19 protein-coding genes are annotated in these 20682 nt (G+C 66.5%); 10 read left to right on the top strand and 9 right to left on the bottom strand.

Going from position 1 to position 20682, the window contains the following annotated elements:
- The first annotated feature begins 34 nt into the window (after nucleotides 1-34).
- Nucleotides 35-1207, top strand: a complete 1173-nt coding sequence (locus SPHN_RS06195) for a lactonase family protein (protein WP_248521978.1) — start codon at nucleotides 35-37, stop codon at nucleotides 1205-1207.
- Here SPHN_RS06195 and SPHN_RS06190 read toward each other — a convergent pair.
- Nucleotides 1204-1497: a hypothetical protein gene (locus SPHN_RS06190; RefSeq protein WP_248521976.1), complete on the bottom strand. Its 294-nt coding sequence runs from the start codon at nucleotides 1495-1497 to the stop codon at nucleotides 1204-1206. The two genes, SPHN_RS06195 and SPHN_RS06190, sit on opposite strands and share 4 nt — an antisense overlap.
- 470 nt (nucleotides 1498-1967) lie before the next feature.
- Between SPHN_RS06190 and SPHN_RS06185 the strand changes: the two genes are divergently transcribed.
- The 4 genes from SPHN_RS06185 (at nucleotide 1968) to SPHN_RS06170 (ending at nucleotide 5161) form a co-directional block, all read left to right on the top strand.
- Nucleotides 1968-2825: a KpsF/GutQ family sugar-phosphate isomerase gene (locus tag SPHN_RS06185; protein ID WP_432715058.1), complete on the top strand. Its 858-nt coding sequence runs from the start codon at nucleotides 1968-1970 to the stop codon at nucleotides 2823-2825.
- Nucleotides 2826-2830: 5 nt separating this feature from the next.
- On the top strand, nucleotides 2831-3649 hold the full coding sequence (kdsB, locus tag SPHN_RS06180; protein ID WP_282580479.1) for a 3-deoxy-manno-octulosonate cytidylyltransferase: 819 nt from the start codon (nucleotides 2831-2833) through the stop codon (nucleotides 3647-3649).
- Nucleotides 3649-4221, top strand: coding sequence for a histidine phosphatase family protein (locus tag SPHN_RS06175; RefSeq protein ID WP_248521972.1), 573 nt, complete (start codon nucleotides 3649-3651; stop codon nucleotides 4219-4221). The genes kdsB and SPHN_RS06175 overlap by 1 nt, the downstream gene beginning before the upstream one ends.
- Before the next feature lie 106 nt (nucleotides 4222-4327).
- Nucleotides 4328-5161 carry a hypothetical protein gene (locus tag SPHN_RS06170; RefSeq protein ID WP_248521971.1) on the top strand — a complete coding sequence of 278 codons (834 nt, stop codon included), beginning with the start codon at nucleotides 4328-4330 and terminating at the stop codon, nucleotides 5159-5161.
- Between the two features lie 32 nt (nucleotides 5162-5193).
- On the opposite strand, the gene kdsA is transcribed toward SPHN_RS06170, so the two are convergent.
- The gene (kdsA, locus tag SPHN_RS06165; protein WP_248522404.1) at nucleotides 5194-6027 is read right to left on the bottom strand and encodes a 3-deoxy-8-phosphooctulonate synthase; all 834 of its coding nucleotides are present in this window, start codon (nucleotides 6025-6027) and stop codon (nucleotides 5194-5196) included.
- A 325-nt stretch (nucleotides 6028-6352) separates the two neighbouring features.
- On the opposite strand from kdsA, the gene SPHN_RS06160 reads away from it, so the two are divergent.
- Nucleotides 6353-7480: a hypothetical protein gene (locus SPHN_RS06160; protein ID WP_248521970.1), complete on the top strand. Its 1128-nt coding sequence runs from the start codon at nucleotides 6353-6355 to the stop codon at nucleotides 7478-7480.
- Entirely contained in the window at nucleotides 7477-8835 is a 1359-nt protein-coding gene (locus SPHN_RS06155) for a cytochrome P450 (RefSeq protein WP_248521968.1), read from the top strand. Before SPHN_RS06160 ends, SPHN_RS06155 begins: the two co-directional genes overlap by 4 nt.
- 33 nt (nucleotides 8836-8868) lie before the next feature.
- Here the strand turns inward: SPHN_RS06155 and SPHN_RS06150 are convergent, their stop codons facing one another.
- From SPHN_RS06150 to SPHN_RS06135, 4 genes are all read right to left on the bottom strand, one after another.
- Nucleotides 8869-10413 carry a DHA2 family efflux MFS transporter permease subunit gene (locus SPHN_RS06150; RefSeq protein WP_248521966.1) on the bottom strand — a complete coding sequence of 515 codons (1545 nt, stop codon included), beginning with the start codon at nucleotides 10411-10413 and terminating at the stop codon, nucleotides 8869-8871.
- Between the two features lie 304 nt (nucleotides 10414-10717).
- On the bottom strand, nucleotides 10718-11896 hold the full coding sequence (locus tag SPHN_RS06145) for an efflux RND transporter periplasmic adaptor subunit (RefSeq protein ID WP_248521964.1): 1179 nt from the start codon (nucleotides 11894-11896) through the stop codon (nucleotides 10718-10720).
- On the bottom strand, nucleotides 11893-13302 hold the full coding sequence (locus tag SPHN_RS06140; protein ID WP_248521962.1) for an efflux transporter outer membrane subunit: 1410 nt from the start codon (nucleotides 13300-13302) through the stop codon (nucleotides 11893-11895). The genes SPHN_RS06145 and SPHN_RS06140 overlap by 4 nt, the downstream gene beginning before the upstream one ends.
- Nucleotides 13299-13769 carry a MarR family winged helix-turn-helix transcriptional regulator gene (locus SPHN_RS06135; RefSeq protein ID WP_248521960.1) on the bottom strand — a complete coding sequence of 157 codons (471 nt, stop codon included), beginning with the start codon at nucleotides 13767-13769 and terminating at the stop codon, nucleotides 13299-13301. Before SPHN_RS06135 ends, SPHN_RS06140 begins: the two co-directional genes overlap by 4 nt.
- Nucleotides 13770-14038: 269 nt before the next feature.
- On the opposite strand from SPHN_RS06135, the gene SPHN_RS06130 reads away from it, so the two are divergent.
- Nucleotides 14039-15763: a glycosyltransferase family 2 protein gene (locus SPHN_RS06130; protein ID WP_248521958.1), complete on the top strand. Its 1725-nt coding sequence runs from the start codon at nucleotides 14039-14041 to the stop codon at nucleotides 15761-15763.
- Nucleotides 15760-17028, top strand: a complete 1269-nt coding sequence (locus SPHN_RS06125) for a glycosyltransferase (RefSeq protein ID WP_248521956.1) — start codon at nucleotides 15760-15762, stop codon at nucleotides 17026-17028. The genes SPHN_RS06130 and SPHN_RS06125 overlap by 4 nt, the downstream gene beginning before the upstream one ends.
- A gap of 323 nt (nucleotides 17029-17351) precedes the next feature.
- On the opposite strand, the gene rplA is transcribed toward SPHN_RS06125, so the two are convergent.
- Both rplA and rplK read right to left on the bottom strand, forming a co-directional pair.
- Complete coding sequence (gene rplA, locus SPHN_RS06120; protein WP_136189394.1) at nucleotides 17352-18044, bottom strand: 50S ribosomal protein L1; 693 nt, start codon at nucleotides 18042-18044, stop codon at nucleotides 17352-17354.
- Between the two features lie 4 nt (nucleotides 18045-18048).
- On the bottom strand, nucleotides 18049-18480 hold the full coding sequence (gene rplK / locus SPHN_RS06115) for a 50S ribosomal protein L11 (RefSeq protein ID WP_031392847.1): 432 nt from the start codon (nucleotides 18478-18480) through the stop codon (nucleotides 18049-18051).
- A gap of 404 nt (nucleotides 18481-18884) precedes the next feature.
- Between rplK and SPHN_RS06110 the strand changes: the two genes are divergently transcribed.
- Nucleotides 18885-19841: a hypothetical protein gene (locus SPHN_RS06110; protein WP_248521954.1), complete on the top strand. Its 957-nt coding sequence runs from the start codon at nucleotides 18885-18887 to the stop codon at nucleotides 19839-19841.
- Nucleotides 19842-19979: 138 nt separating this feature from the next.
- Here SPHN_RS06110 and SPHN_RS06105 read toward each other — a convergent pair whose 3' ends face one another.
- The gene (locus SPHN_RS06105) at nucleotides 19980-20651 is read right to left on the bottom strand and encodes a hypothetical protein (RefSeq protein ID WP_248521952.1); all 672 of its coding nucleotides are present in this window, start codon (nucleotides 20649-20651) and stop codon (nucleotides 19980-19982) included.
- Between the last annotated feature and the right edge of the window lie 31 nt (nucleotides 20652-20682).

Below are 20682 nucleotides of genomic sequence, written 5' to 3'. Positions count from 1 at the left end.
GTCGTCGTGGTCGGAACAGCGTAAGGGCGCGGCGATGACCAGCCACGATCCCGAAACGCCCCCTGACCGGCCCAGCGCATCGCTGTGGATCGGGACCTATGCCGGCGGGGGTGGGAAGGGCCTGTATCCGCTGCGATGCACGACCGATGGCTGGAGCGTGGACGCCCCGGTCGCGCTCGCGCGGAACTGTTCGTTCGGCGTCCATGCCGCGCGGTTCGATCTTCACTATCTGGTCGACGAGCAGGGCGGGACGGTCGGGGTGTTCCGTCATCGCAGCGACGCGGCCATGCCTTGGCACTGTCTCGCGCGGTTCCCGGTCGGCGGCGCGGACCCGTGCCATATCGCGCTCGATCACAGCCAGTCCTGGCTCGCCGTCGCCAATTACGCGAGCGGCAGCATATCGCTGCAGCGGCTCGCGGCGGGGACCGGCTTGCCCATAGACGCGCCCATACTGCGTGAAAACACCGGATCGGGTCCGAACCCCGCTCGACAGCAATCGCCGCACGCGCATTGGGTCGGATTCAGTCCGGACAACCGCTGGCTGTACGCGACCGATCTGGGTACCGATCAGGTGCTGGCGTTCGCGTTCGATGCGGCGGACGGCACGCTGGGGCGGCCGATCGTCGCGTTCGCGGCGCCGCCGGGATCCGGGCCACGCCACCTGTACCTGCACCCGAAACGACCGGGTCTGGCCTATCTGGCCTGCGAATTGACCAACCAGTTGATCACGCTGACTGTCGCGGGTTCGACGTTTCACGCGCGCGCGACCCTGTCGACCCTGCCAGCCGATACCGACCCCGATACCGACCCCGATACCGACCCCGATACCGAAAGCACGCAGTCTGCGGCCGGGTCGATCGTCGCGCACATCGCCGGGAACGCCGCGGGCGACCGGCTATATGTCTCGAACCGTGGTGACGACAGCATTGCGGTCTTCGCCCTCGACGACCAGGGCCATCCGACCCTGCTTCAGCATGTCGCGAGTGGCGGGCAGTCGCCACGGTTCTTCCTGCTGATCGAGGACGAGCACCGGATCATCGTCGCGCATGAACGCGATCACCGCGTGACGCAGCGCGATATCCTGCCGGATGGCAGGCTCGCGCCGTCCATCTCTGGCATCGACCGCGTCATCCCCGGTGCAGCGTTCGTGCTCGCCATAACGTCTTCCACGGCAGTCGAAATGCTGCCCGACATTGCGATCGCCTAGCTCACGCTGGCGATCAGCAGGGTCAGTTCGTCGCGCACCGGGTTCAGTTGGATCCGGCTCGGTCGGACGATGCGGCGCTTGGCTGGATCCACGACACGCGCGGGATACGAGGCGCGGACGGCGTCGCACAGGTCTTTGAAGGGAACGCGGATGCACGCGCCTTCGTCGCAGACCAATCGTGGTTTGCTGGCGATGGTGCCGCACGCCGGCACCTCTCCGGCGAACGCTGGTGCCGACATGAGAAAAAGGCATGAAGCGGCGGCCCGCAAAACGGGTGTCGTGATGATCATAGGTCTGGCCCCCCACAGGCGTTTGAACTTGGTAAGTGGATCATTAGGCTTAAAAAGTTTCGGGATCGTTTCGATTCTCATATCGATCGAGAAATAATCGAGTGTCCCAAAAACGAACTTCCCAATCCTGCATTGTAAACTTCACCTGTTGTTACGAATAACGCGTGGGTCGTAAGACAATACGGGCAAGTTTATTGCAGCTAAAACCTATCTGGAAAATCATCCGGTGTGTTCGGGCGGGTATCCGTCGGATGGATAATGTCGGAAACGATGATCGTCGGGGTTATGGGGGCACTATACGTAATATAGGGGGCGTGGATCGTGGGCACGCGACTGGCGGGGGCAGTGCGAACATTAGGCGTATCGCGCACCGCTGCATCGGCGCTGCGCACGTTGGCGATCACGTCGGAAGGGCTCGAGGCCCTGTTCGCTTCACCGACCGGCCGTTTTCCGATGCATTCGAACGGCTTGTGCAGCAGATCTACCGGCTTGGCGGGCGCGTGATCGTGACCGGCATGGGCAAGAGCGGGATCATCGCGCGCAAGCTCACGGCAACGCTCACCTCGACCGGCACGCCCGCCATGTTCCTGCACCCCGCCGAAGCGGGCCATGGCGATCTCGGCATGATCACCGACAAGGATCTGGTGCTGATGATCACGCTATCGGGCGAGAGCGCCGAGCTCGCGCCGATCATCACCTATTGCAAGCGCTTCGGCATTCCGATGGCCGCCATCACGTCGCGGGCGCACAGCATGGCGGGGCGCGCGGCCGACGTGCTTCTCAACCTGCCCGCCGTACGCGAGGCCTGCCCGATCCAGCTTACCCCGACCACCTCGACGACGCTGCAACTCGTGCTCGGCGATGCGCTCGCGATGGCGCTGGTCGATCTTCGCGGATTCTCGGCGGACGATTTCTACAAGTTTCATCCCAAGGGCCGGCTGGGGGCGCAATTGCTCAAGGTCCAGGACCTGATGTCGACCGGCGCCGACGTGCCCAAGGTGGGGGCCGCCGCCAGCCTGCTCGATGCTACCATCGAGATGACGCGGGCCCGGTACGGCGGCACGGCGGTCGTGGATGCCGAGGACCGGCTGGTCGGCGCGTTCACCGATGGCGACCTGCGTCGGACCATCACCGGCGGCGGCAGCATGGCCGCGCGCGTCGATGCGTGGATGACGTGCAGTCCGATCAAGATCGCGCCGAACGAGCTCGCGTCCGAAGCACTGCGGCGGATGCAGGCGAACAGCGTGACGATGATGTTCGTCGCCGACGCCGGCTATCTGCTCGGTGTCATCCACATGCACGATACCTTGCGTGCAGGCATCGCCTGACCATCCTGGTAGTCATCCCGGCGCGCGGCGGGTCTTCGCGCCTGCCGATGAAGCCGTTGCGGACGATCGCCGGTCTCAGCCTGCTGCATCGCACGATCGGGCTCGGTCGCCGGGCGATCGCGCAGCGCGGCGATGCCACGCTGGTCGTTGCGACGGATACCCCGGAGATCGCCGCGCATGCCCGTGCGATCGGGTGCGACGCGGTGATGACGCGGCGGGCGATCACATCGGGGTCGGGGCGCGCGCTCGCAGCGGCGATGGCGACACCGGCCGGCAAGGGCCCGGCGCCGGGGATCGTCGTCAATCTTCAGGGCGATGCGCCGTTCCAGTCGCCCGCCTCGGTTGCCGCGGTCATCGCCGCGCTGTCGGTCGGGAGCGCCGATATCGCGACGTCGGTGGTGCGGCTCGACTGGTCGGCGCTCGATGCGCTGCGTCTCCACAAGCACACCGCGCCGTTCAGCGGCACCACCTGCGTCCGCACCGCAGCGGGGCGCGCGCTCTGGTTCTCGAAGCAGATCCTGCCGGCGATCCGCGACGAAGCGACCGTCAGGTCGTCATCGATGGGGTTGTCACCGGTGTGGCGGCACGTCGGATTGTACGCCTACCGGCTGGCGGCGCTGCAGGCGTTCGAGGCGGCGGCGCCAAGCGACCTCGAGCGCTATGAGGGGCTAGAGCAGCTTCGCCTGTTCGAGCTGGGCCTGACGATCGACGCGGTCGAGATCCCACCGGCGCGATTCGACATATCGGGCATCGATACCGAAGCGGACATCGTCCGCGCCGAAGCGCTGATCGCGGCGCACGGCGATCCGCTGGACGATTCGTGATGGCCCGCGTGTTCGTCGTCCGTCACGGCAACACGTTCGGGGCGGACGACGCGCCGCGCCGGATCGGTGGCCGCACCGATGTGCCGCTGGTGGTCACCGGCCGTGAGCAGGCCCGCGCGCTCGGCCATGATTTCGCGCGGCGCGGTATCGTCTTCGATCGGGTCGACTGCGGACCGTTGCGCCGCACCCTACAGACCGCCGAAATCCTGCTGGCGGCGGCGGGGCAGGATTGCCCGGTGCGCGTTGGCGAATGGCTGCGGGAGATCGACCATGGTCCCGACGAGGATCACTGCGAAGCTGCGGTGCTCGCGCGCCTCGGCCAGCCGGCGCTCGACGCCTGGAAGCGGGATGCGACCGTGCCCGACGGGTGGTGGGTCGATGCCGATGCGCGCCGGATCGCCTGGCGGCGTGCGTTGGCGGATGCGGCGGGCACGACGCTGGTCGTCACGAGCAGCGGACATGCCCGCTTTGCGCTACCCGGCATGACCCCGTTGCGCACCGGTGCCTATGGCATGATCGCCGTCCTGGCGAACGCACCGCCGCGAGCGGTGGCCTGGGACGTGCGGCCGTAACCCGTCCGACTGGCGGATCGCGGGCGATGCCGTGTTCCGTCCCGGATCGACCTTGCCGGATCGACGATAGCGGTCCAGCGTGCAGGGGCGAGAGGGAGTTTCGTTGATGCTGGCATCGCTCGGTTTATGGTCTGCGGCGCTACTTCAGGCGTCGAGCGGTGCGGCACCGGCGCCGCCTCAAGCGCCGGCCCCACGGTCGACGGACCAGAGAGTTGCCGAATCCGCCAATCTCGGCCGCCTGCTCTATACGTTCGACCAGGCGGCATCGGTGAGTTCCGATGCCCTGACGGCGGTCGCCGCACAGGACATACCGACGGGCCTTGGCGGCTATGTCGTCGAGGCACTGGACGACGAGATCCTGCGCGTAACTTATTACCGGGGCGCTGCGGCGACCGCGCATGCGTTCTTCGTCGCCGATGTGCGGCGCGGCAAGGTCGTCCGCAAAGACCGCCTCGTTCAGCCGGTTCCGCTCACCGCGGACCAGGCCATCCTTGCCCACGCGCGCGACGCCGCCGCAGTCCGGGCGCGCGACCGTGGATATACCCCGTGTACGCCAAAGCCGTTCAACACCGTCGTGCTGCCATCGCGCAAGGGCGGTCCCGTGGCGGCCTATCTTCTGTCGGCGCAGGTGACGCAGGGCACGTTTCCGATGGGCGGAAACTACCGCGTCATCGTCGCGCCTGACGGAACGGTTCTCGCGTCGCGTCCCTACAGCGTGTCATGCCTCCCCATGACCGCACCCAAATTGCCGAAGGGCGCCACGCCAGTCGGGTTCATGGTCAATCACCTGCTCGATCCCATGCCGACCGAGATCCATGTCTTTGCGTCGTATCGCATGCGCATGCCGGTGTTCGTGCGGACGCCCGATGCGCAGGTCTGGCGCGTGGAGGGGAGCACCATCACGGCGCTGGCGAAGAAGGACGCGCCCCCGGCGAACTGACACTGCCCTGATCCCCAAAGGTGTTTACGCCTTCACGCTTTCACCACCGCGTCGATCGCGACCAGCGTCGCCAACAACGGCGCGATCCACTCGAGCGGCAACATGATCGCCCCGTCCGAGGGCGCGTTGGCGGGATCGTCGTGCGCTTCGGCGAACACCGCGGCGACGCCGGCGGCGACCGCGGCGCGGGCGAGGACGGGCGCGAAGTCGCGGTCGCCGCCCGAGGAGTCGCCGCGTCCGCCCGGCGCCTGGACCGAATGCGTCGCGTCGAACATCACCGGATAGCCGGTGCGCGCCATGATCGGCAGCGCGCGCATGTCCGACACCAGCGTGTTGTAGCCGAAGCTCGCACCGCGATCGCACAGGATGATGTCGGTATTGCCGGTCGACGCTATCTTCGCGGCGACGGCGGCCATGTCCCACGGCGCCAGGAACTGGCCCTTCTTGACGTTGACGACGCGCCCCGATCGGCCTGCCGCCAGCAGCAGGTCGGTCTGCCGGCAGAGAAACGCGGGGATCTGGACGATGTCGACCGCATCCGCCGCGGCCGCGACCTGGTCGACGGCGTGCACGTCCGTCAGCACCGGGCAGCCGAACGCGTCGCGAATATCGGCAAGGATCCGTAAGCCTTCGTCGAGGCCGATGCCGCGCTGTCCCGCCCCCGAGGTCCGGTTCGCCTTGTCGTACGAGGCCTTGAACACGAACGGTACGCCGGCGGCGCGCGTCGCTGCGACCAGATAGTCGGCGAGCCGCAGACTATGGTCGCGGGTTTCGATCTGGCACGGCCCGCTGACGAAGACGAACGGCAGGTCAGCGGCGAACGTCACCGCGCCGACGGTCACGCGACGACCGGGCGGCGGCGCGATTCTCACGATCGATCCTTGACGAAGCGTCGTAACAACTGGCCGCGCCACAGCCACCGGCCAGAGTGATAGTTGAAGAAAAACCAACCGAAACCGCGACATGCCAGAAGTGCAATGAGCGCCATCGGGTCGCCTTGATCACGCATCGTCCGGTACAAGACAGTATCGGAGGCCCGGCGAAACGATTCTCTGCCACCGCCGGCAATCCCGTAAGCATTGTCATGCAATTGACAGCCGCGATTGCGATTATATTTCCGGTGGTCCAGGAAGTAGCAATAGTTGCGTGCGGGAAGTGTCTCGTCGTGCGGCATACGGGAAGTAGGCGGCGATGGTGGCGACATTCAAGCGTAAAGTCTTCTACCTGGGTGGGTTCGACCCGCGTGGTGTGCGTTTTTATTACAATCTCGCCAAGGAACAGCTTGGTCGTTATGCGGAAAAGACCGGCGAAGCCGTGACCGTTTCGCGTCGCCGCAAGGCCTCGTCGATCCGCAGCGACTGGACGATCCGCAACGATACCGTCGACGCGATCACCGAGTATAGTTTCCTGCGGTGGGAGGACATCGTCCAGCAGGCCTGGATCCGCAATCCGGTGCAACTCGCGCGCCGCGCCGCGCGCGTCTACGCCGATCATGCCCGGCTGTTCGACTTCGCGGCCGTCAGGAAAATCGCCACCGGCCCGCTGGTGACGATGCTCTATCCGCCGATCCTCAGCATCCTGCTGCCGTTGCTGCTTGCGGTGCCGTTGGTCCTCATCGCGCTGATGTGGCTGCCCTGGTGGCTGGCGTTGCCGATCGGACTGGTCCTGGGCGCCGCCGCCTCGATCCCGTTGCTCAACGGTATCCGGGCGCCGTGGCTGTTGCGCTTCTTCGTGTTCAACGGCGAGTTCGGCGACGGCGAGGGATCGCCCGCCTTGCAAGCCCGGCTCGATGCGTTCGTCGAGGAGATCGCACAGGACCTGCACGGCGAGTATGACGAGGTCCTGCTGATCAGCCACAGCAACGGCTCGATCCTCGCGATGCTGCTGATGGCGCGACTGCTCGTGCGCTACGACGGCAAGCTGCCCGCCAATTTCGTGCTCGTCACCTATGGCCACTGCATCCCGCTGGTCGCCTGCCGCCGCGATGCGGTGCGGTTTCACGCGCGCCTCCGCTATCTGTCGCGGCAGGATTTCCGTTGGATCGACATCGGCTCGCCGCCCGACGGCGCGGCGTTCTTCGGCGCCAACCCGCTGTTGCTGGTGGAGCCGTCGCCAAGCCCGCGGATCGAGCTGCTGAGCCCGCGTTTCCACCGCTTCTATGAGCCCGAAACCTATCACAAGGGCTGGCGCAACAAATACGAGATCCATTTCGACTATCTGCGCGTCGGCGACCGCGTCAGTCCGCTCGACCTGCCCAGTCTCACCGCCTCCGGCCGCGGCATCGAGGCCTCCGTGGTCGCGTTCCGGACGATTGCATGACGGTCCGCTTCACGCCGCCCTATCCGCAGCCGCACGCCACCAGATCCTCGCTGCTCAAACGGTTCCTGCGCGGCTGGAACTCGTGGATCCATGTGCTGTTCGACAAGAGCTACACGATGAAGATGGGCGAGATCCATACTCCCGCGCTCTCGTTCTACATCGCCAACGAACTGCCCCTGGTCCACCGCATACTCGAAACCGATGCCGAGATATTTCCCAAGCACCGCTTCCTCCAGGACCTGCTCGATCCGCTGATCGGCAACGCGGTATTCTCGGCGATCGGCCAGGACTGGCGCGACCAGCGGGCGATGGTGAACCCCGCCTTCAGCCATACCGCACTCAAGGGCGTGTTCCCGATGATGGCCGCCGCAGTCGACGACCTGCTCGCGACGATGCGCGCGCTCGACCTGGCGAAGCCGGTGTCGATCGACCCGCTCGCGACGCACATCGCCGCCGACGTGATCTTTCGCACGATGTTCTCACGCCCGCTCGATGCGGCAGGCGCGCGCGAGATCTTCGACGCGTTCCACGACTATCAGAAGCAGGCGCAGCGCCATTCGATGCTGAAGCTGTATCGGCTGCCGGGGCTCGGCTATCTTGCCCGCGCCCAGCGTGCCGCCGCGCGGATCCACGCGGTCTTCGCCGACATCGTTGCCACGCGCTATGCAGCAACGCACTCGCGCGGCGACCGCGGCGAGGACATCCTCCAATCGCTGATCGACGCGCGCCATCCGCGGACTGCCGCAGCGTTCACCGAGCAGGAGGTGATGGGACAGGTCTCGACGATCTTCCTGGCCGGCCACGAGACCGCCGCCAGCGCGATCACCTGGGCGCTCTATCTCCTCGCGCGCGATCCCGCGTTGCAGGACGCGATCCGGGCCGAGGCGGGGGAGGGGCCGCTCACCTATGACGCGCTCCGGACTCTCCACGTCACGCGCAACGTCTTCCGCGAGACGCTGCGCCTCTACCCGCCGCTGAGCTTCCTCGTGCGCAGCGCCACGTGTCCGGTCGACATGCGCGACAAGCATATCGAGACCGATGCCATGCTCGTCGTCTCGCCATGGCTGATCCAGCGCAACCAAGACAATTTCCCCGAACCGCACGGCTTCGATCCCGATCGGTTCGACGATCCCGAGCAGGCGCAGGCCTGTCGCCACGCCTATCTCCCGTTCGGCAAGGGGCCCCGCATGTGCATCGGCGCCGGCTTCGCGCAACAGGAGGCGTTGCTGACGCTGGCGGGGATCGTGCAGGCGTTCGATCTTGCGACGATCCCCGGCGACGATCCCGAACCGATCAGCAGGCTGACGCTGCGCGCCGGCAACGGCGTGCGGCTGATGCTGACCCGGCGATCGTGATTGCCCTGGCGGAGCGGATCGTTGCGCCCCGCCTCAGTCCGCCGCGATCGGCCCCTGCGGCGGACTGGCACGACGCGTGAACCAGACGATGATCACCATCGCCAGACACAGCCAGGCCGACAGGCGGAACAGGTCGGTCGATGCGAGCAGATACGCCTGCGCCACCATCTGCCGCGTGATCGCGCCCGCTGCCTGGACGTCGGTCAGCCCCATCCGCGTCAACGCCCCCTGCGCCATCTGGTAGGGCGAACCCGTCCCGATCGCCTCCGACAGCCGACTCTGGTGCAGCGTCTCGCGGCGATCCCACGCCGTCGTGATGATCGACGCGGCGAAGCTGCCCGAGGTGATGCGCGCGAAGTTCGAGATGCCGGTCGCCGACGGCAGCCGCTCCGCCGGGATACGATCGAGCGAGATCGTCAGCATGGCCAAGAAGAACGTGCTCATCGCGATCCCCTGCACCATCAACGGCAGCATCAGATCGTAGAAGCTCGCCCCCGTGGTGTAGCCCGAGCGCAGATAATAGGAGTAGCCGAACGACGCGAACGCCACGGTGGCGAGGATGCGCGCGTCGATCTTGCCGCTCAGCCGCGCCACGAACGGCGTCAGCAGCACCGCGACCGCCCCCGACGGCGCCGCGACCAGCCCCGCCCAGGTCGCGGTGTAGCCGAGCTGGGTCTGCAACCACAGCGGCAGCAGCAGCGTATTGGCGAAGAACACCGCATAGCCGAGGCAGAACGCGATCGTACCGATAGTGAAGTTGCGGCTCTTGAACAGCGACAGGTTCACCGCCGGATTGGCGTCGGTCAGCTCCCAGATGATCCAGCCGATAAAGCCGATTGTCGCGACGACCGCGGCGATGACGATCCGGTCGGCGGCGAACCAGTCGTCGTTCTTGCCGAGATCGAGCACGATCTGCAGCGCACCGACCCATACCACCAACAGGATCAGCCCGACCTGGTCGATCGGCAGCTTGCGCGTCGGGGTGTCGCGCTTGCCGAGCTTGTTCCAGCACACGAACGCGCAGAACATCCCGAACGGCACGTTGATCAGGAAAATCCAGCTCCAGTGATAATTATCGGAGATGTAGCCGCCCAGGATCGGCCCCATGATCGGCGCGACCAAAGTCGTCATCGACCAGATCCCGAGCGCGGTAGAGCGTTTGTGGACGGGGAAGATCGCGATCAGCAGCGCCTGGCTGCCGGGGATCATCGGCCCCGACACCGCGCCCTGGAGAATGCGGAAGCCGATCAGCGACGGCAGGTCCCACGCGATCCCGCACAGGAACGACGCGATCGTGAACAGGAAGACGGACACGCAGAACGTCCGCACCACGCCGAACCGGCCCATCAGCCAGCCGGTCAGCGGCACCGCGACGCCGTTGGCGACCGCGAACGCCGTGACGATCCAGGTGGAGTTGTCGCTGGAGACACCGAGATTGCCGGCGATCGTCGGCAGCGAGACGTTGGCGATGGTGGTGTCGAGCACCTGCATGAACGTGCCAAGCGCCAGCGCGAACGCGGTCAGCGCGAGCGAGCCGCCGACGAGCGGGGCTGGGCCGGGACCTGAGGGAGCGGCCATTATGCGGCGCTCCGATCAAGCACGAAGCCAAAATAACAAGCACCACCCCGGCGAAGGCCGGGGCCCAATTGGGAAACGCTGCTGATAGAGGACGACGCTCCATTACGACCACCTCCCCAATTGGGCCCCGGCCTCCGCCGGGGTAGTGCGCCCAACACAGCGAACCGCCCCCTTCTTGTTCTCCCGCGAAGGCGGGAGCCCAGTCTGGGCTCCCGCCGTCGCGGGAGAACAAGAAGGGGCATGCCGCATTCAGTCAGGCACGCCACACCCTCTTTGCTCACCACACCCCGATCGCGCACGATCATCACCGGTTCGCCGCAATGATCTGCCGGATCTTCGCCTCGACCGCAGCATCGCCCGCGCCGGTCGCCAGCCCCTTGTACGCCGCCACCGCCGGCCGCCCGACCATCGTCCCCGACTTGTCCGCGGTATCGACGATCGTGTTCACCGACAGCCCAACCCGCAACGGATTGCGCCGCAATTCGCCCTTGTCGAGCGCGATCCGGACCGGCACGCGCTGGGTAATCTTGATCCAGTTGCCGCTGGCGTTCTGCGGCGGCAACAGCGCGAACGCGTTGCCGCTGCCCGCGCCCAGCCCGACGACACGCCCGTGATAGACGAGGTCGTCGCCGTACATGTCCGCGGTCACCGTCGCCGGCTGCCCGATCCGCAGATCGCGCAACTGCGTCTCGCGGAAGTTCGCATCGACCCAGACGCGATCGAGCGGCACTACCGCCATCAGCGGCATCCCCGCCGACACCTGCTGCCCGAGCTGCACGGTCCGCTGCGCCACCACGCCGTCGATCGGTGCGACCACATGCATGTGGCTGCGTGTGATCGCCGCGCGTCGATACGCCGCGATCGCCGCCAGCACCGCCGGGTTGTTCGACACGGTCGTACCCGCAACGCCGCTGCGCGACTGTGCCTGCTGGCTGCGCGCGAGTTGCAGCGTCGCCGCCGCCACCTTCACCTGATCCGCCGCATGGCTCAGTTCCTCGCCCGAGATCGCGCCTTCCGCGGCCGCCCCGCGACGCCGCGCAAGGTCGTTCCGCGCGCGCGCCAGCTCGGCCTCGGCCTGGACCACCGCCGCGCCGGTCTCGTTCACCTTCGAGAAGTCCGACCGCGTCGACCGCACCGCCCGCGCCAATTCCGCCTCGGCCGAGGCGACGCCGACATCCGCGGTCGCCGCATCGAGATCGATCAGCGGCTGGCCCGCCTTCACCACCTGCGTGTTGTCGGCATGGATCGCGGTCACCTGCCCCGGATCGCGCGCGGTGATCGCCACCACGTCGCCCGCGACATACGCGTCGTCGGTTTCCTGCTCGGGCGCGGCGAGCAGGAAGTGGAACACCGCCCACACGATCGCGCCGATCACGACGACGACGCCGAGGATCGTCAGCGCCCGCTTGCGTGCCTGCGGATTGCCAGCGGGTACGGGAGGAGTTGCGGGTGCGGGTGCCGGATCGGTCTGCGTATCGGTCATCGTGTCACATCCTGAAAATCGAAACCGCCACCCAGTGCCAGCACCAGCTGGACGCGCTGTTGGGCTGCATTGGCGGCAAGATCGGCATCGGCCTGTTCGGCGGCGAGCAACCGCACGTCGTTGTCGACGAGGTCGAGCCGGCTATCGAGCCCGCTCGACACGCGGATCGCGTTCAACCGCCCGGTCTCGGCATAGCCGCGCACCACCTCGCGTTGTCGTTGCCGGTCGGCGTCCAGCGCTGAGATCCGCGCCACCGCGTCCGCCGCCTCGCGCACTGCGCCGACCACGCGGTCGTTATAATCCGCGGTCGCCAGATCGAGCGCCGCGGTCGCGCCCGCCAGATCGGCCTTCAGCCGGCCATTGTCGAAAATCGGCAAATGAATCGCCGGCCCGACGCCTACCGTCCCGGCATCGAGCGATACCAGATTGCCGAGCCCGACCGCCTGGAACCCAGCCAACCCCGCCAGATTCACGTTCGGATAAAAGGCGCGCCGTGCCACCTGACGCCCCGCCGCCGCCGCTTCGATCCGCGCTTGCGCCGCCCCGATATCCGCCCGCCGCGCGAGCAGGTCCGCAGGGACGGACGCAGGCAACGGCAACACCGCATCGAGCTTCAGCGCAGTCGCGCCGATCGTCGCCGGATAATCCACCCCGCGCCCGGCCAGCTCCGCCAGCGCGTTCTTCGCCAGCACCTGCGCGGCCTGCGCACGCACCAGCGCCTGCCGCGCCTGCGCCAGCAGCGTCGTCGCCGCCTGCGCATCCAGCTTGCTACCGAGCTTGTTGCGGATCCGCACGTTGACCAGCCGCAGCGTATTCTCGCGCGTCGCGATCGTCCGCGTCGCGATCCCCGCCTGCGCCTCGGCGCGTTCGAGGTCGATATAGGTCTGTACCACCGCCCCCGACAGCGCCAGCCGCGCCGCCGCCACGTCGAGCGCCGCCGCGCGCACCGACGCGCGTGCACCCGCGATCGCCGCCTTCTGCCGCCCGAACAGATCGAGGTTCCACGACAGGTTCGCCGCAACCGTCCCGACGAACCGGGTCGACCCGGCAAAGGGGGGCGGGATCGTGTACCGCCCGCTCAACCGCGCATATTGCTCCTGCGCATCGAGCGTGACGTTCGGGCCATTCTCCGCGCGGTTTGTCGACAACACCGCCTGCGCCTGCGCAACCCGCGCGAGCGCCGCGTCGAGCGACGGATTGCCCGCCACCGCGTCGTTCACCAGCCGGTCCAGTTGCGGATCACCGAACCCGCGCCACCAATCGGCCGCGATCACCGGTGCGGCATCCGTCGACAGTCCCAGCGCGGTGGTCGACACCGGCTCGACGATGCCCTTCGAGGCTGGAACCGCGCATCCCGCCAGCGATCCCGCCAGCGTGGTGGCCAGCAACAGCCTAGTTCGGGTCATGCTTCACCGTCCTCGATCGCCGCGGACTCGAGCGTCCCGCGCAGTTTCTGCATCAGCGCAATCATCGTCTCGACCTCGCTGCGATCCCAGTCCGCCAGCACGCGGTTCCAATAGGCGATCGCCCGATCGCGACATTCGACCGTCACCGCCGTCCCTTCCGGGGTCAGCATCAGGTTCACGACGCGGCGGTCGTCGGTCGCGCGGGTGCGGGTGACCCAACCCTGCTGCTCCAGCGTATCGACCAGCCGGGTCGTCGCTCCCCGGTCATGCGCCAGATCGCGTGCCAGGTCCGCGCAGGTACTCGCGCGACCGAACCAGATCGACACCATCGCCGACCATTGCGTCACGCTCGGTCCCGCGTCGGCGAACAACGGCTCCAGCGCACCCTGAACCCCCTGATGGATACGCCGGGCGAGGAAGCCCAGCGAGCAATCGGGACCGAACGCTGCTGTCGTATAGAAATCCATATCGCTGCATTGGCAATCATTGCCGATGCAGTCAATACGCGGCGCTCGGATACGGTAAGGATCACACCCTTGCACGCCCTTCCGGCCCGGCTATGGTACGGCAACGTTGCTGCCTGCTCCGGCAACCGTCTCACCGGCCTGATCGGGCATGCGGGGAGAGTAAGGTCTCGGTATCGGCGCGCCGCTGGGCGACCAGCCGCCGATCGCGAGCCCGACCTGCTCATCATCCGTGGCGCGAAGAGGCAGTCCTACCCATGACCGTGGACAGCATGTTTATCGATTCCGGCGTCGTGGTCGCCGGGAAACTCGTCATCGCCGGGTGGACCGTGGGGAAGGGCGATCCGGTCGCGATCCGCTTGGAGACAGCGGACGGCCGCATCGGCGAGGCGGCGGTCGAATGCTGCGTCCGGTTCGACCGCGCCGACGTCGCGGCGCTGTATGGTCACCGGTCGCTCGACGTCGGCTACGTGATCGGCGTTGCGATCGAGCCGTTTGCAGGGCTCGACCTGTTCGAGTCGGGCCTCACGTTGACCGTCCTCGGCGCGGCCGGCAACGCCGTCCATAGTCAGCAGTTCGCAGTTGCCCGACTGGTGGTCGGGCCGGACGGGGTGGCGGCCGATCAGCGCTGGCCGATCGATCTGATCAACGACCATGGGCTCTTTGCACCGGCGATCGCGCGCGCGGTGCGATGGGGCGTGAACGGCGGCACGATAGGCGAAACCTCGCATACCTTCCTGGATAGCTGGGCGCGAGTCGGCGGCGGATTGATCATCAGCGGCTGGATCGAGAATGCGGCAACCCGGCAGGTCGTGATCCTGACCGACACGCTCGACGCTGTCCGTGCCTCGTCCGACATCGCGACCTTCGACCGGCCCGACGTCGGCGAAGCGATGCAGCGCCGCGGGAACGCGATCGATACCACCCATCACGGGTTCCTGACGACGCTGGGCCAAGTCGATCGGGCGACGCGGCGGCTTTTCGTGCTGGCCGACCGCGGCGGCACGGCGACGCCGCTCGGCGCGCTCGCGATGAGCGACGATCGGGTGGACAGCGTCGAGAACGCGCTGAACAACTTTGTCACCTGTTTCGGTGGCAGTGCGCTGCCCGCGCCGGCGACGATGCTGCGCCATGCCGGACCCTTGTTGACCGCGCAGTCTGCCAATGCGGTCACGCACGAGGTGATACGGCTGTGCGAAGTGTCGGAGCCGCCACGGCTGTCGGTGATCATCCCGCTGTACGCTCGGCCGTTCCTGCTGCGCGCGATCCTCGCCAACCAGTCCGCGTATCCCGCGGGCACCGAGTTCATCTACGTCAGCGACGATCCGCGCCAGCACCTGTTCGTCCGCAACTATCTGCAGGATCGGCGCAGCCTGATCGAGCGCCCCACGACCCTGGTGATCAACGGCGGCAATTACGGATTTTCGGTCGCGAACGCGATCGGGGTGGGCGTTTCACGCGCGCCGCTACTGCTGTTCCAGAACTCCGATGTGTGGATCGAGGACGGGCAAGCGCTGACGGTGGCGGCCGCCGATCTGGATCAGGGCCGGTTCGGGATCGTCGGGTTTCGGCTGCTGTACGAGGACGATACGCTGCAACATGACGGCATGGTCCTGCGCAGGGGCCGCCATTTCCACGACCTGTTTGCCGCCGAGCATCCGGGCAAGGGACTGCCTCCGCGGCCGGTCGATCGGGGTGAGCCCGTGACGATCGAGGTGCCAGCGGTCACCGGGGCGATGATGATGATCGCACGCGACTGGTACGAGACGCTGGGCGGGTTCGATCCGGGCTATGTCCGCGGCGATTTCGAGGATGCCGATCTGTGCATGCGCTCGGTCGCGGGCGGTCGTCCGATCGGTCTGGTCCGGAGCGGCGGGATGCGGCATCTCGAACGTCAGTCGCTCGTCCTCAGCGGTGGCGAGGCGTTACGCAGCGCGATCACCTATCTCAACTGCATCCGCTTCAACACGCGCTGGCACGCGGATCTCGCAGCGTGAGCCTGCGCGTGCTGATCCTCGCTCACGGCCATCCGGCGTTTTCCACCGGCGGCGGCGAACAGGCGGCGCATGCCCTCTATGCGCGGTTGCTCGGTCGCGACGACATCGCCCCGGTACTGGCCGCACGCGCGCCGCGAAGCGCGATCGGTCACGATGCGTCGTTCGGCGCGTTCGGCGCGAGCCCGACCGAAATCCTCGCCGATCCGCCGGGCCAGGAGCATTTCTCGCTCGAGAGCACGCATTTCACCGTGCTCGAAACGATGATCGGACAGCTGCTCGAGCGGTTCCAGCCCGACATCGTCCATATCGAACATCTGGCGCACTGGAGCCTCGACGTCGTCGAACTGCTCGTGCGTGCGCGCGTCCCGGTCGTACTGACGCTGCACGAGTTCCTGCTGATCTGTCACAATGACGGCCAGATGATCAAGACCGACGGCCGGCTCTGTCGCGACGAATCCCCCGCCGCGTGCGCCGCCTGTTTTCCGCATTACAGCGCCGGCGAATTCTATCTGCGCAAGGCGATGATCCTCCAGCGGCTCGCGCCCGTCGCGCGGTTCGTCTCGCCGAGTACGTTTCTCGCCGACCGGTTCGTCGACTGGGGCCTCGATCGCGCGCGGATCACGGTGATCGACAACCCGTTGTCGCCCGATCTGATCGCGCAAGGGACGGCGGCCGATCCTGGGCGATCGAACGATGGCGTGACGCGGATCGGCTTCTTCGGGCAGATCAATCCCTACAAGGGACTCGACGTGCTACTCGAGGCCGTGTCGCAGGTCCCGAAGCCGCTTCGTCCGTCGCTGTCGGTCGGTATCCACGGCGCCAACCTCGATATCCAGGGCGGCGATTTCCGGACCAAGATCGCCGCGTTGCTCGACGCCAACGCCGATGTGGTCGCGAACAAGGGACGCTACGCCAACACCGACGTCGTCGCGTTGATGCGCCAGTATGACTGGATCGTCGTGCCCTCGATTTGGTGGGAGAACTCCCCCGTCGTCATCCAGGAGGCGCTGGTCGCGGGCCGGTCGATCCTGTGCAGCGCGATCGGCGGCATGGCGGAGAAGGTCGCGGGCGACGAGGTCGGCATCACTTTCCAGCCCGGCAACGCGTTCGATCTCGCGCGCACGCTCGTCGACATCGTGGAAGGCCGGATCGTCGCGCCCGACATGACGGCGGCATATGCGGCCGAGGCGGAAGAGGCGCGCGTAACGCAGTATGTCTCGGTGTTCGCGTCGACACTCGATGCCAGGCGCGCGCTGGCGGAGTGAGGGGCAGGGCGTTCGCTCCAACCCTGACCGTCACGCCATCTCACGATCCTCCCCCGCCAGGGGGAGGTGGCTGGCCCTTGCCAGACGGAGGGGGCGGAAGGCGACGTCGGCTGTTCCGTGTCCTCCCCATCCGTCACCTTCGGTGCCACCTCCCCCTGGCGGGGGAGGATCGACCGGACACGCAAAAAGGGCCGGGATCGCTCCCGGCCCCTCTCAAATCTTAGCGGCGGGACGGGAGTAAATCCCGTCCTCGTCGGTCGCGGTTGCCCGCGCCGGCCGGGCGCTCGCCGTCTCGTGGCTAGCTCGCGCTAGCCACGTGCGGCTTACGCGCCTGCAACCTCAGCCGTATCGACCTTGATGCCTGCACCCATGGTCGACGAGATCGCGACCTTCTGGACGTACTTGCCCTTGGCGCCGGTCGGCTTGGCCTTGACCACCGCGTCGACCAGTGCGTCGAAGTTCGCGCGCAGGTCTTCCGCCGGGAACGACGCCTTGCCGATGCCCGAATGGATGATGCCGGCCTTCTCGACGCGGTATTCGATCTGGCCGCCCTTGGCTGCCTGAACCGCGGCGGCGACGTTCATCGTCACCGTGCCGAGCTTCGGGTTCGGCATCAGGCCCTTGGGACCCAGCACCTTACCGAGGCGACCGACGATGCCCATCATGTCCGGGGTCGCGATGCAGCGATCGAAATCGATCGTGCCACCCTGGATGATTTCCATCAGGTCCTCGGCGCCGACCACGTCCGCGCCGGCTGCGAGAGCCTCTTCAGCCTTCGCGCCGCGGGCGAACACGCCGACGCGGACGGTCTTGCCGGTGCCCTTGGGCAGCGTGACCACGCCGCGGACCATCTGGTCTGCATGACGCGGATCGACGCCCAGGTTCAGCGCGACTTCGATCGTCTCGTCGAACTTCGACGTGGCGCCCGACCGTGCGAGACCGATGGCCTCGTCGATGCCGTGCAGCTTGACGAGGTCGACCGTGACGGCCTTCTGCTTCTTGCTCAGCTTAGCCATGATCTCAGCCCTCCACCACTTCGAGGCCCATTGCGCGGGCGCTGCCTTCGATGATCTTCGTCGCAGCGTCGATATCGTTGGCGTTGAGGTCCTTCATCTTCGTCGTGGCGATCTCGCTCAGCTGGCTGCGCTTGATCTTGCCGGCGACGACCTTACCCGGCTCCTTCGAACCCGACTTGAGACCAGCGGCCTCCTTGATCAGGTACGATGCTGGCGGGGTCTTGGTCTCGAACGAGAACGAGCGATCCGCATAGACCGTGATGACGGTCGGGATCGGCATGCCCTTCTTCAGTTCGCTCGTGCCGGCGTTGAACGCCTTGCAGAACTCCATGATGTTCACGCCGCGCTGACCCAGCGCAGGCCCGATCGGCGGCGCCGGCTTTGCCTCGCCTGCAGGCACCTGCAGCTTGATGTATCCGGTAATCTTTTTAGCCATGTCACTCTCTTTATGTGAGTCTAGCGGTGATGGCGGCTACCTCTCGGCAACCTCCCGCAATTCCAACAGTGAAGATGGAAGCCGGTGCGCATACCCCAAAACCCGCAAAGCGGCAACACCCGCTTCCCCCTTCTTCTCCGCGCCCTTCTCCTCCGCGTCTCCGCGCCTCCGCGCGAACCCCGAATCTACTTCTCTTCTCACTCTCTTCGCGCCCTCGCGCCTTCGCGTGAACAATTCCTTCCTTAGGACTCCCATCGCCCGCCGCTTTGTTCTCCCGCGAAGGCGGGAGCCCAGTCTGGATCCCCGCCTTCGCGGGGAAACAAACTTGGACGCCGCCGCCGGGTACCCCGCACCCAAGCACAAACCCCCTTGCAATGTAGGATATCGAGGCAGACCCACTAGCGATGGCGCGCCCCTTCACCCCCGACCAGTTCACCCGCCGCCAGGCCGCCCAGAACGCCGTGTTCCTCGCCGCCCTCCGCCGCACCGGCAACGCCCGCGAAGCCGCCAGCACGCTAGGCTACAACCGCTCCACCTTCACCAAGCGCCGCGCCGCCCACCCCGCCTTCGCCGCCAAGTGGGACGCCGCCCTAGACTTCGCCTCCGCCGCCCTAAATCTCCCCTCGCGCCTGCGGGAGGGGTCGGGGGAGGGGAGTGCCAACACCGCCGCCATCCCAACCGGAACCCCCACCACGACAAGAGCCGCAAACGGCCGCCTCCAGCTCCGTCGCCCGCCCGCCAACCGCCTGGGTCACGCCGCCGAGCAAGCCTTCCTCACCGCGCTCTCCGCCACCGCCAACATCCGCCTCTCGGCCGCCGCCGCCGGCTTCAGCCACTCCGCCTTCTACGCCCGCCGCAAAGCCAGCCCCGCCTTCGCCCGCGAGATGCGCCTCGCGCTGGAACTCGGCTACGAACAGGTCGAGTCAGCGCTGCTCGCCGGCTCCCTGCCCGGCGCGCACGACCATGACGAGTGGCGCCACAACGAACCCCCGCCGATCCCGCCGATGACCGCGAACCAGGCGCTGCAACTCCTCCACCTGCACGCCAAGACGGTCCACCTCCAGGAGGAGCCGCCCCACATCAAGCGCCGCCGCGGTGAATCGAGCGAAGCCCACAGCTACCGCCTGACGGCAATGTACGAAGCCCGCCAAGCCCGCGCCCGCGAAGCCTTCGACCTCGCCGAAGCCGCCCGCAACGAACGCGGCGAACCGACGCTGAGAAACCCGTATCCGACGCCGAAGCCCATACGCCTGCCGGCGCTCGATCAGGTCACCGGCTGGAGCAAGGCCGACCCGACGAAGGTTGCGCATGATCCGGATGTCGCGCTGTTCGGCGGCTGGCGATTGAAGGGACGGAAATAGCGGTCTCATCTTTGGGAGGAAAGCGGACTGGCGGCCTTCGGTTGGCAGTCCGCCGTAACAAGCGGCTTGCCGCCTGCACGCAGGCGTGAGCTATCTCCTATGGGAACGTCGCCTGATAATTCGCCGCACAGTGCAAGACTATCTTGTGAATAGGAAACCAACGCCAACGAGAAATAATGCACCCTCAAACATTCCTATAGCCACGTTACCTGTGGCACGCAGATAGCCAGTTCCAAGCACCTTCGCGAACCTACCGGTCACCACGAGCCAGTAGTTCAAAGTGCTAAGACCCATCAACCAGTGGCCAATCGTGGGCATCAGATCGTTATTATCATCAATCAGGACGGCGCTGAGGCTTATCCCGAGCGCGAAAACCGCAGCGGGATAGCATTGCACGTAGAAGGGCTGTCGCAGGGAGCCGCGGTCTAACTTGGCCCCGCGGCAACGCACAATTCGAGCGGCAAGAAAAAGAGGAAATGCCGCAAATATTACAGCCCGGAAGGCCAGCGCCGTCGTATTATCGTTTACGAGTCCGGCAAGCCCATGGGTGTTAGCGATGATTTTGTCGGTCTGCCCAAGTGCTGCGCTGACTGTGTGCGCTAGCAGCAACGCCAGTGCTAGGAAAAGCGGTGGCCGAACTAGGGCAGCATATTGCTGATCATCCGGAAGCGCCGCTTCTCGTTCGACCTGCTCCATCACAGCGATGGGTTGGAAGACCGCACGCCATAACGTCAACGGGAAGAAGATTAGCCAGCTCATGACCTCGTAGAGGAGTTCGTCGAGCGAACTGAGCCACTTCATGAAATCCATGCTGCATCATGTTCGATTCCATCTTCGATCG

Source organism: Sphingomonas faeni, from assembly GCF_023195535.1.
GTDB lineage: Bacteria > Pseudomonadota > Alphaproteobacteria > Sphingomonadales > Sphingomonadaceae > Sphingomonas > Sphingomonas faeni_B.
This window is presented reverse-complemented; position numbering and strand designations above follow the sequence as displayed.

What these genes read in the sequence shown, in the direction of transcription:
- SPHN_RS06195 (WP_248521978.1), top strand. Translation starts at nt 35, where the DNA reads ATGACCAGCCACGATCCCGAAACGCCCCCTGACCGGCCCAGCGCATCG.
- SPHN_RS06190 (WP_248521976.1), bottom strand. Translation starts at nt 1,497, where the DNA reads ATGATCATCACGACACCCGTTTTGCGGGCCGCCGCTTCATGCCTTTTT.
- SPHN_RS06175 (WP_248521972.1), top strand. Translation starts at nt 3,649, where the DNA reads ATGGCCCGCGTGTTCGTCGTCCGTCACGGCAACACGTTCGGGGCGGAC.
- SPHN_RS06170 (WP_248521971.1), top strand. Translation starts at nt 4,328, where the DNA reads ATGCTGGCATCGCTCGGTTTATGGTCTGCGGCGCTACTTCAGGCGTCG.
- SPHN_RS06160 (WP_248521970.1), top strand. Translation starts at nt 6,353, where the DNA reads ATGGTGGCGACATTCAAGCGTAAAGTCTTCTACCTGGGTGGGTTCGAC.
- SPHN_RS06155 (WP_248521968.1), top strand. Translation starts at nt 7,477, where the DNA reads ATGACGGTCCGCTTCACGCCGCCCTATCCGCAGCCGCACGCCACCAGA.
- SPHN_RS06150 (WP_248521966.1), bottom strand. Translation starts at nt 10,413, where the DNA reads ATGGCCGCTCCCTCAGGTCCCGGCCCAGCCCCGCTCGTCGGCGGCTCG.
- SPHN_RS06145 (WP_248521964.1), bottom strand. Translation starts at nt 11,896, where the DNA reads ATGACCGATACGCAGACCGATCCGGCACCCGCACCCGCAACTCCTCCC.
- SPHN_RS06140 (WP_248521962.1), bottom strand. Translation starts at nt 13,302, where the DNA reads ATGACCCGAACTAGGCTGTTGCTGGCCACCACGCTGGCGGGATCGCTG.
- SPHN_RS06135 (WP_248521960.1), bottom strand. Translation starts at nt 13,769, where the DNA reads ATGGATTTCTATACGACAGCAGCGTTCGGTCCCGATTGCTCGCTGGGC.
- SPHN_RS06130 (WP_248521958.1), top strand. Translation starts at nt 14,039, where the DNA reads ATGTTTATCGATTCCGGCGTCGTGGTCGCCGGGAAACTCGTCATCGCC.
- rplA (WP_136189394.1), bottom strand. Translation starts at nt 18,044, where the DNA reads ATGGCTAAGCTGAGCAAGAAGCAGAAGGCCGTCACGGTCGACCTCGTC.
- rplK (WP_031392847.1), bottom strand. Translation starts at nt 18,480, where the DNA reads ATGGCTAAAAAGATTACCGGATACATCAAGCTGCAGGTGCCTGCAGGC.
- SPHN_RS06110 (WP_248521954.1), top strand. Translation starts at nt 18,885, where the DNA reads ATGGCGCGCCCCTTCACCCCCGACCAGTTCACCCGCCGCCAGGCCGCC.
- SPHN_RS06105 (WP_248521952.1), bottom strand. Translation starts at nt 20,651, where the DNA reads ATGGATTTCATGAAGTGGCTCAGTTCGCTCGACGAACTCCTCTACGAG.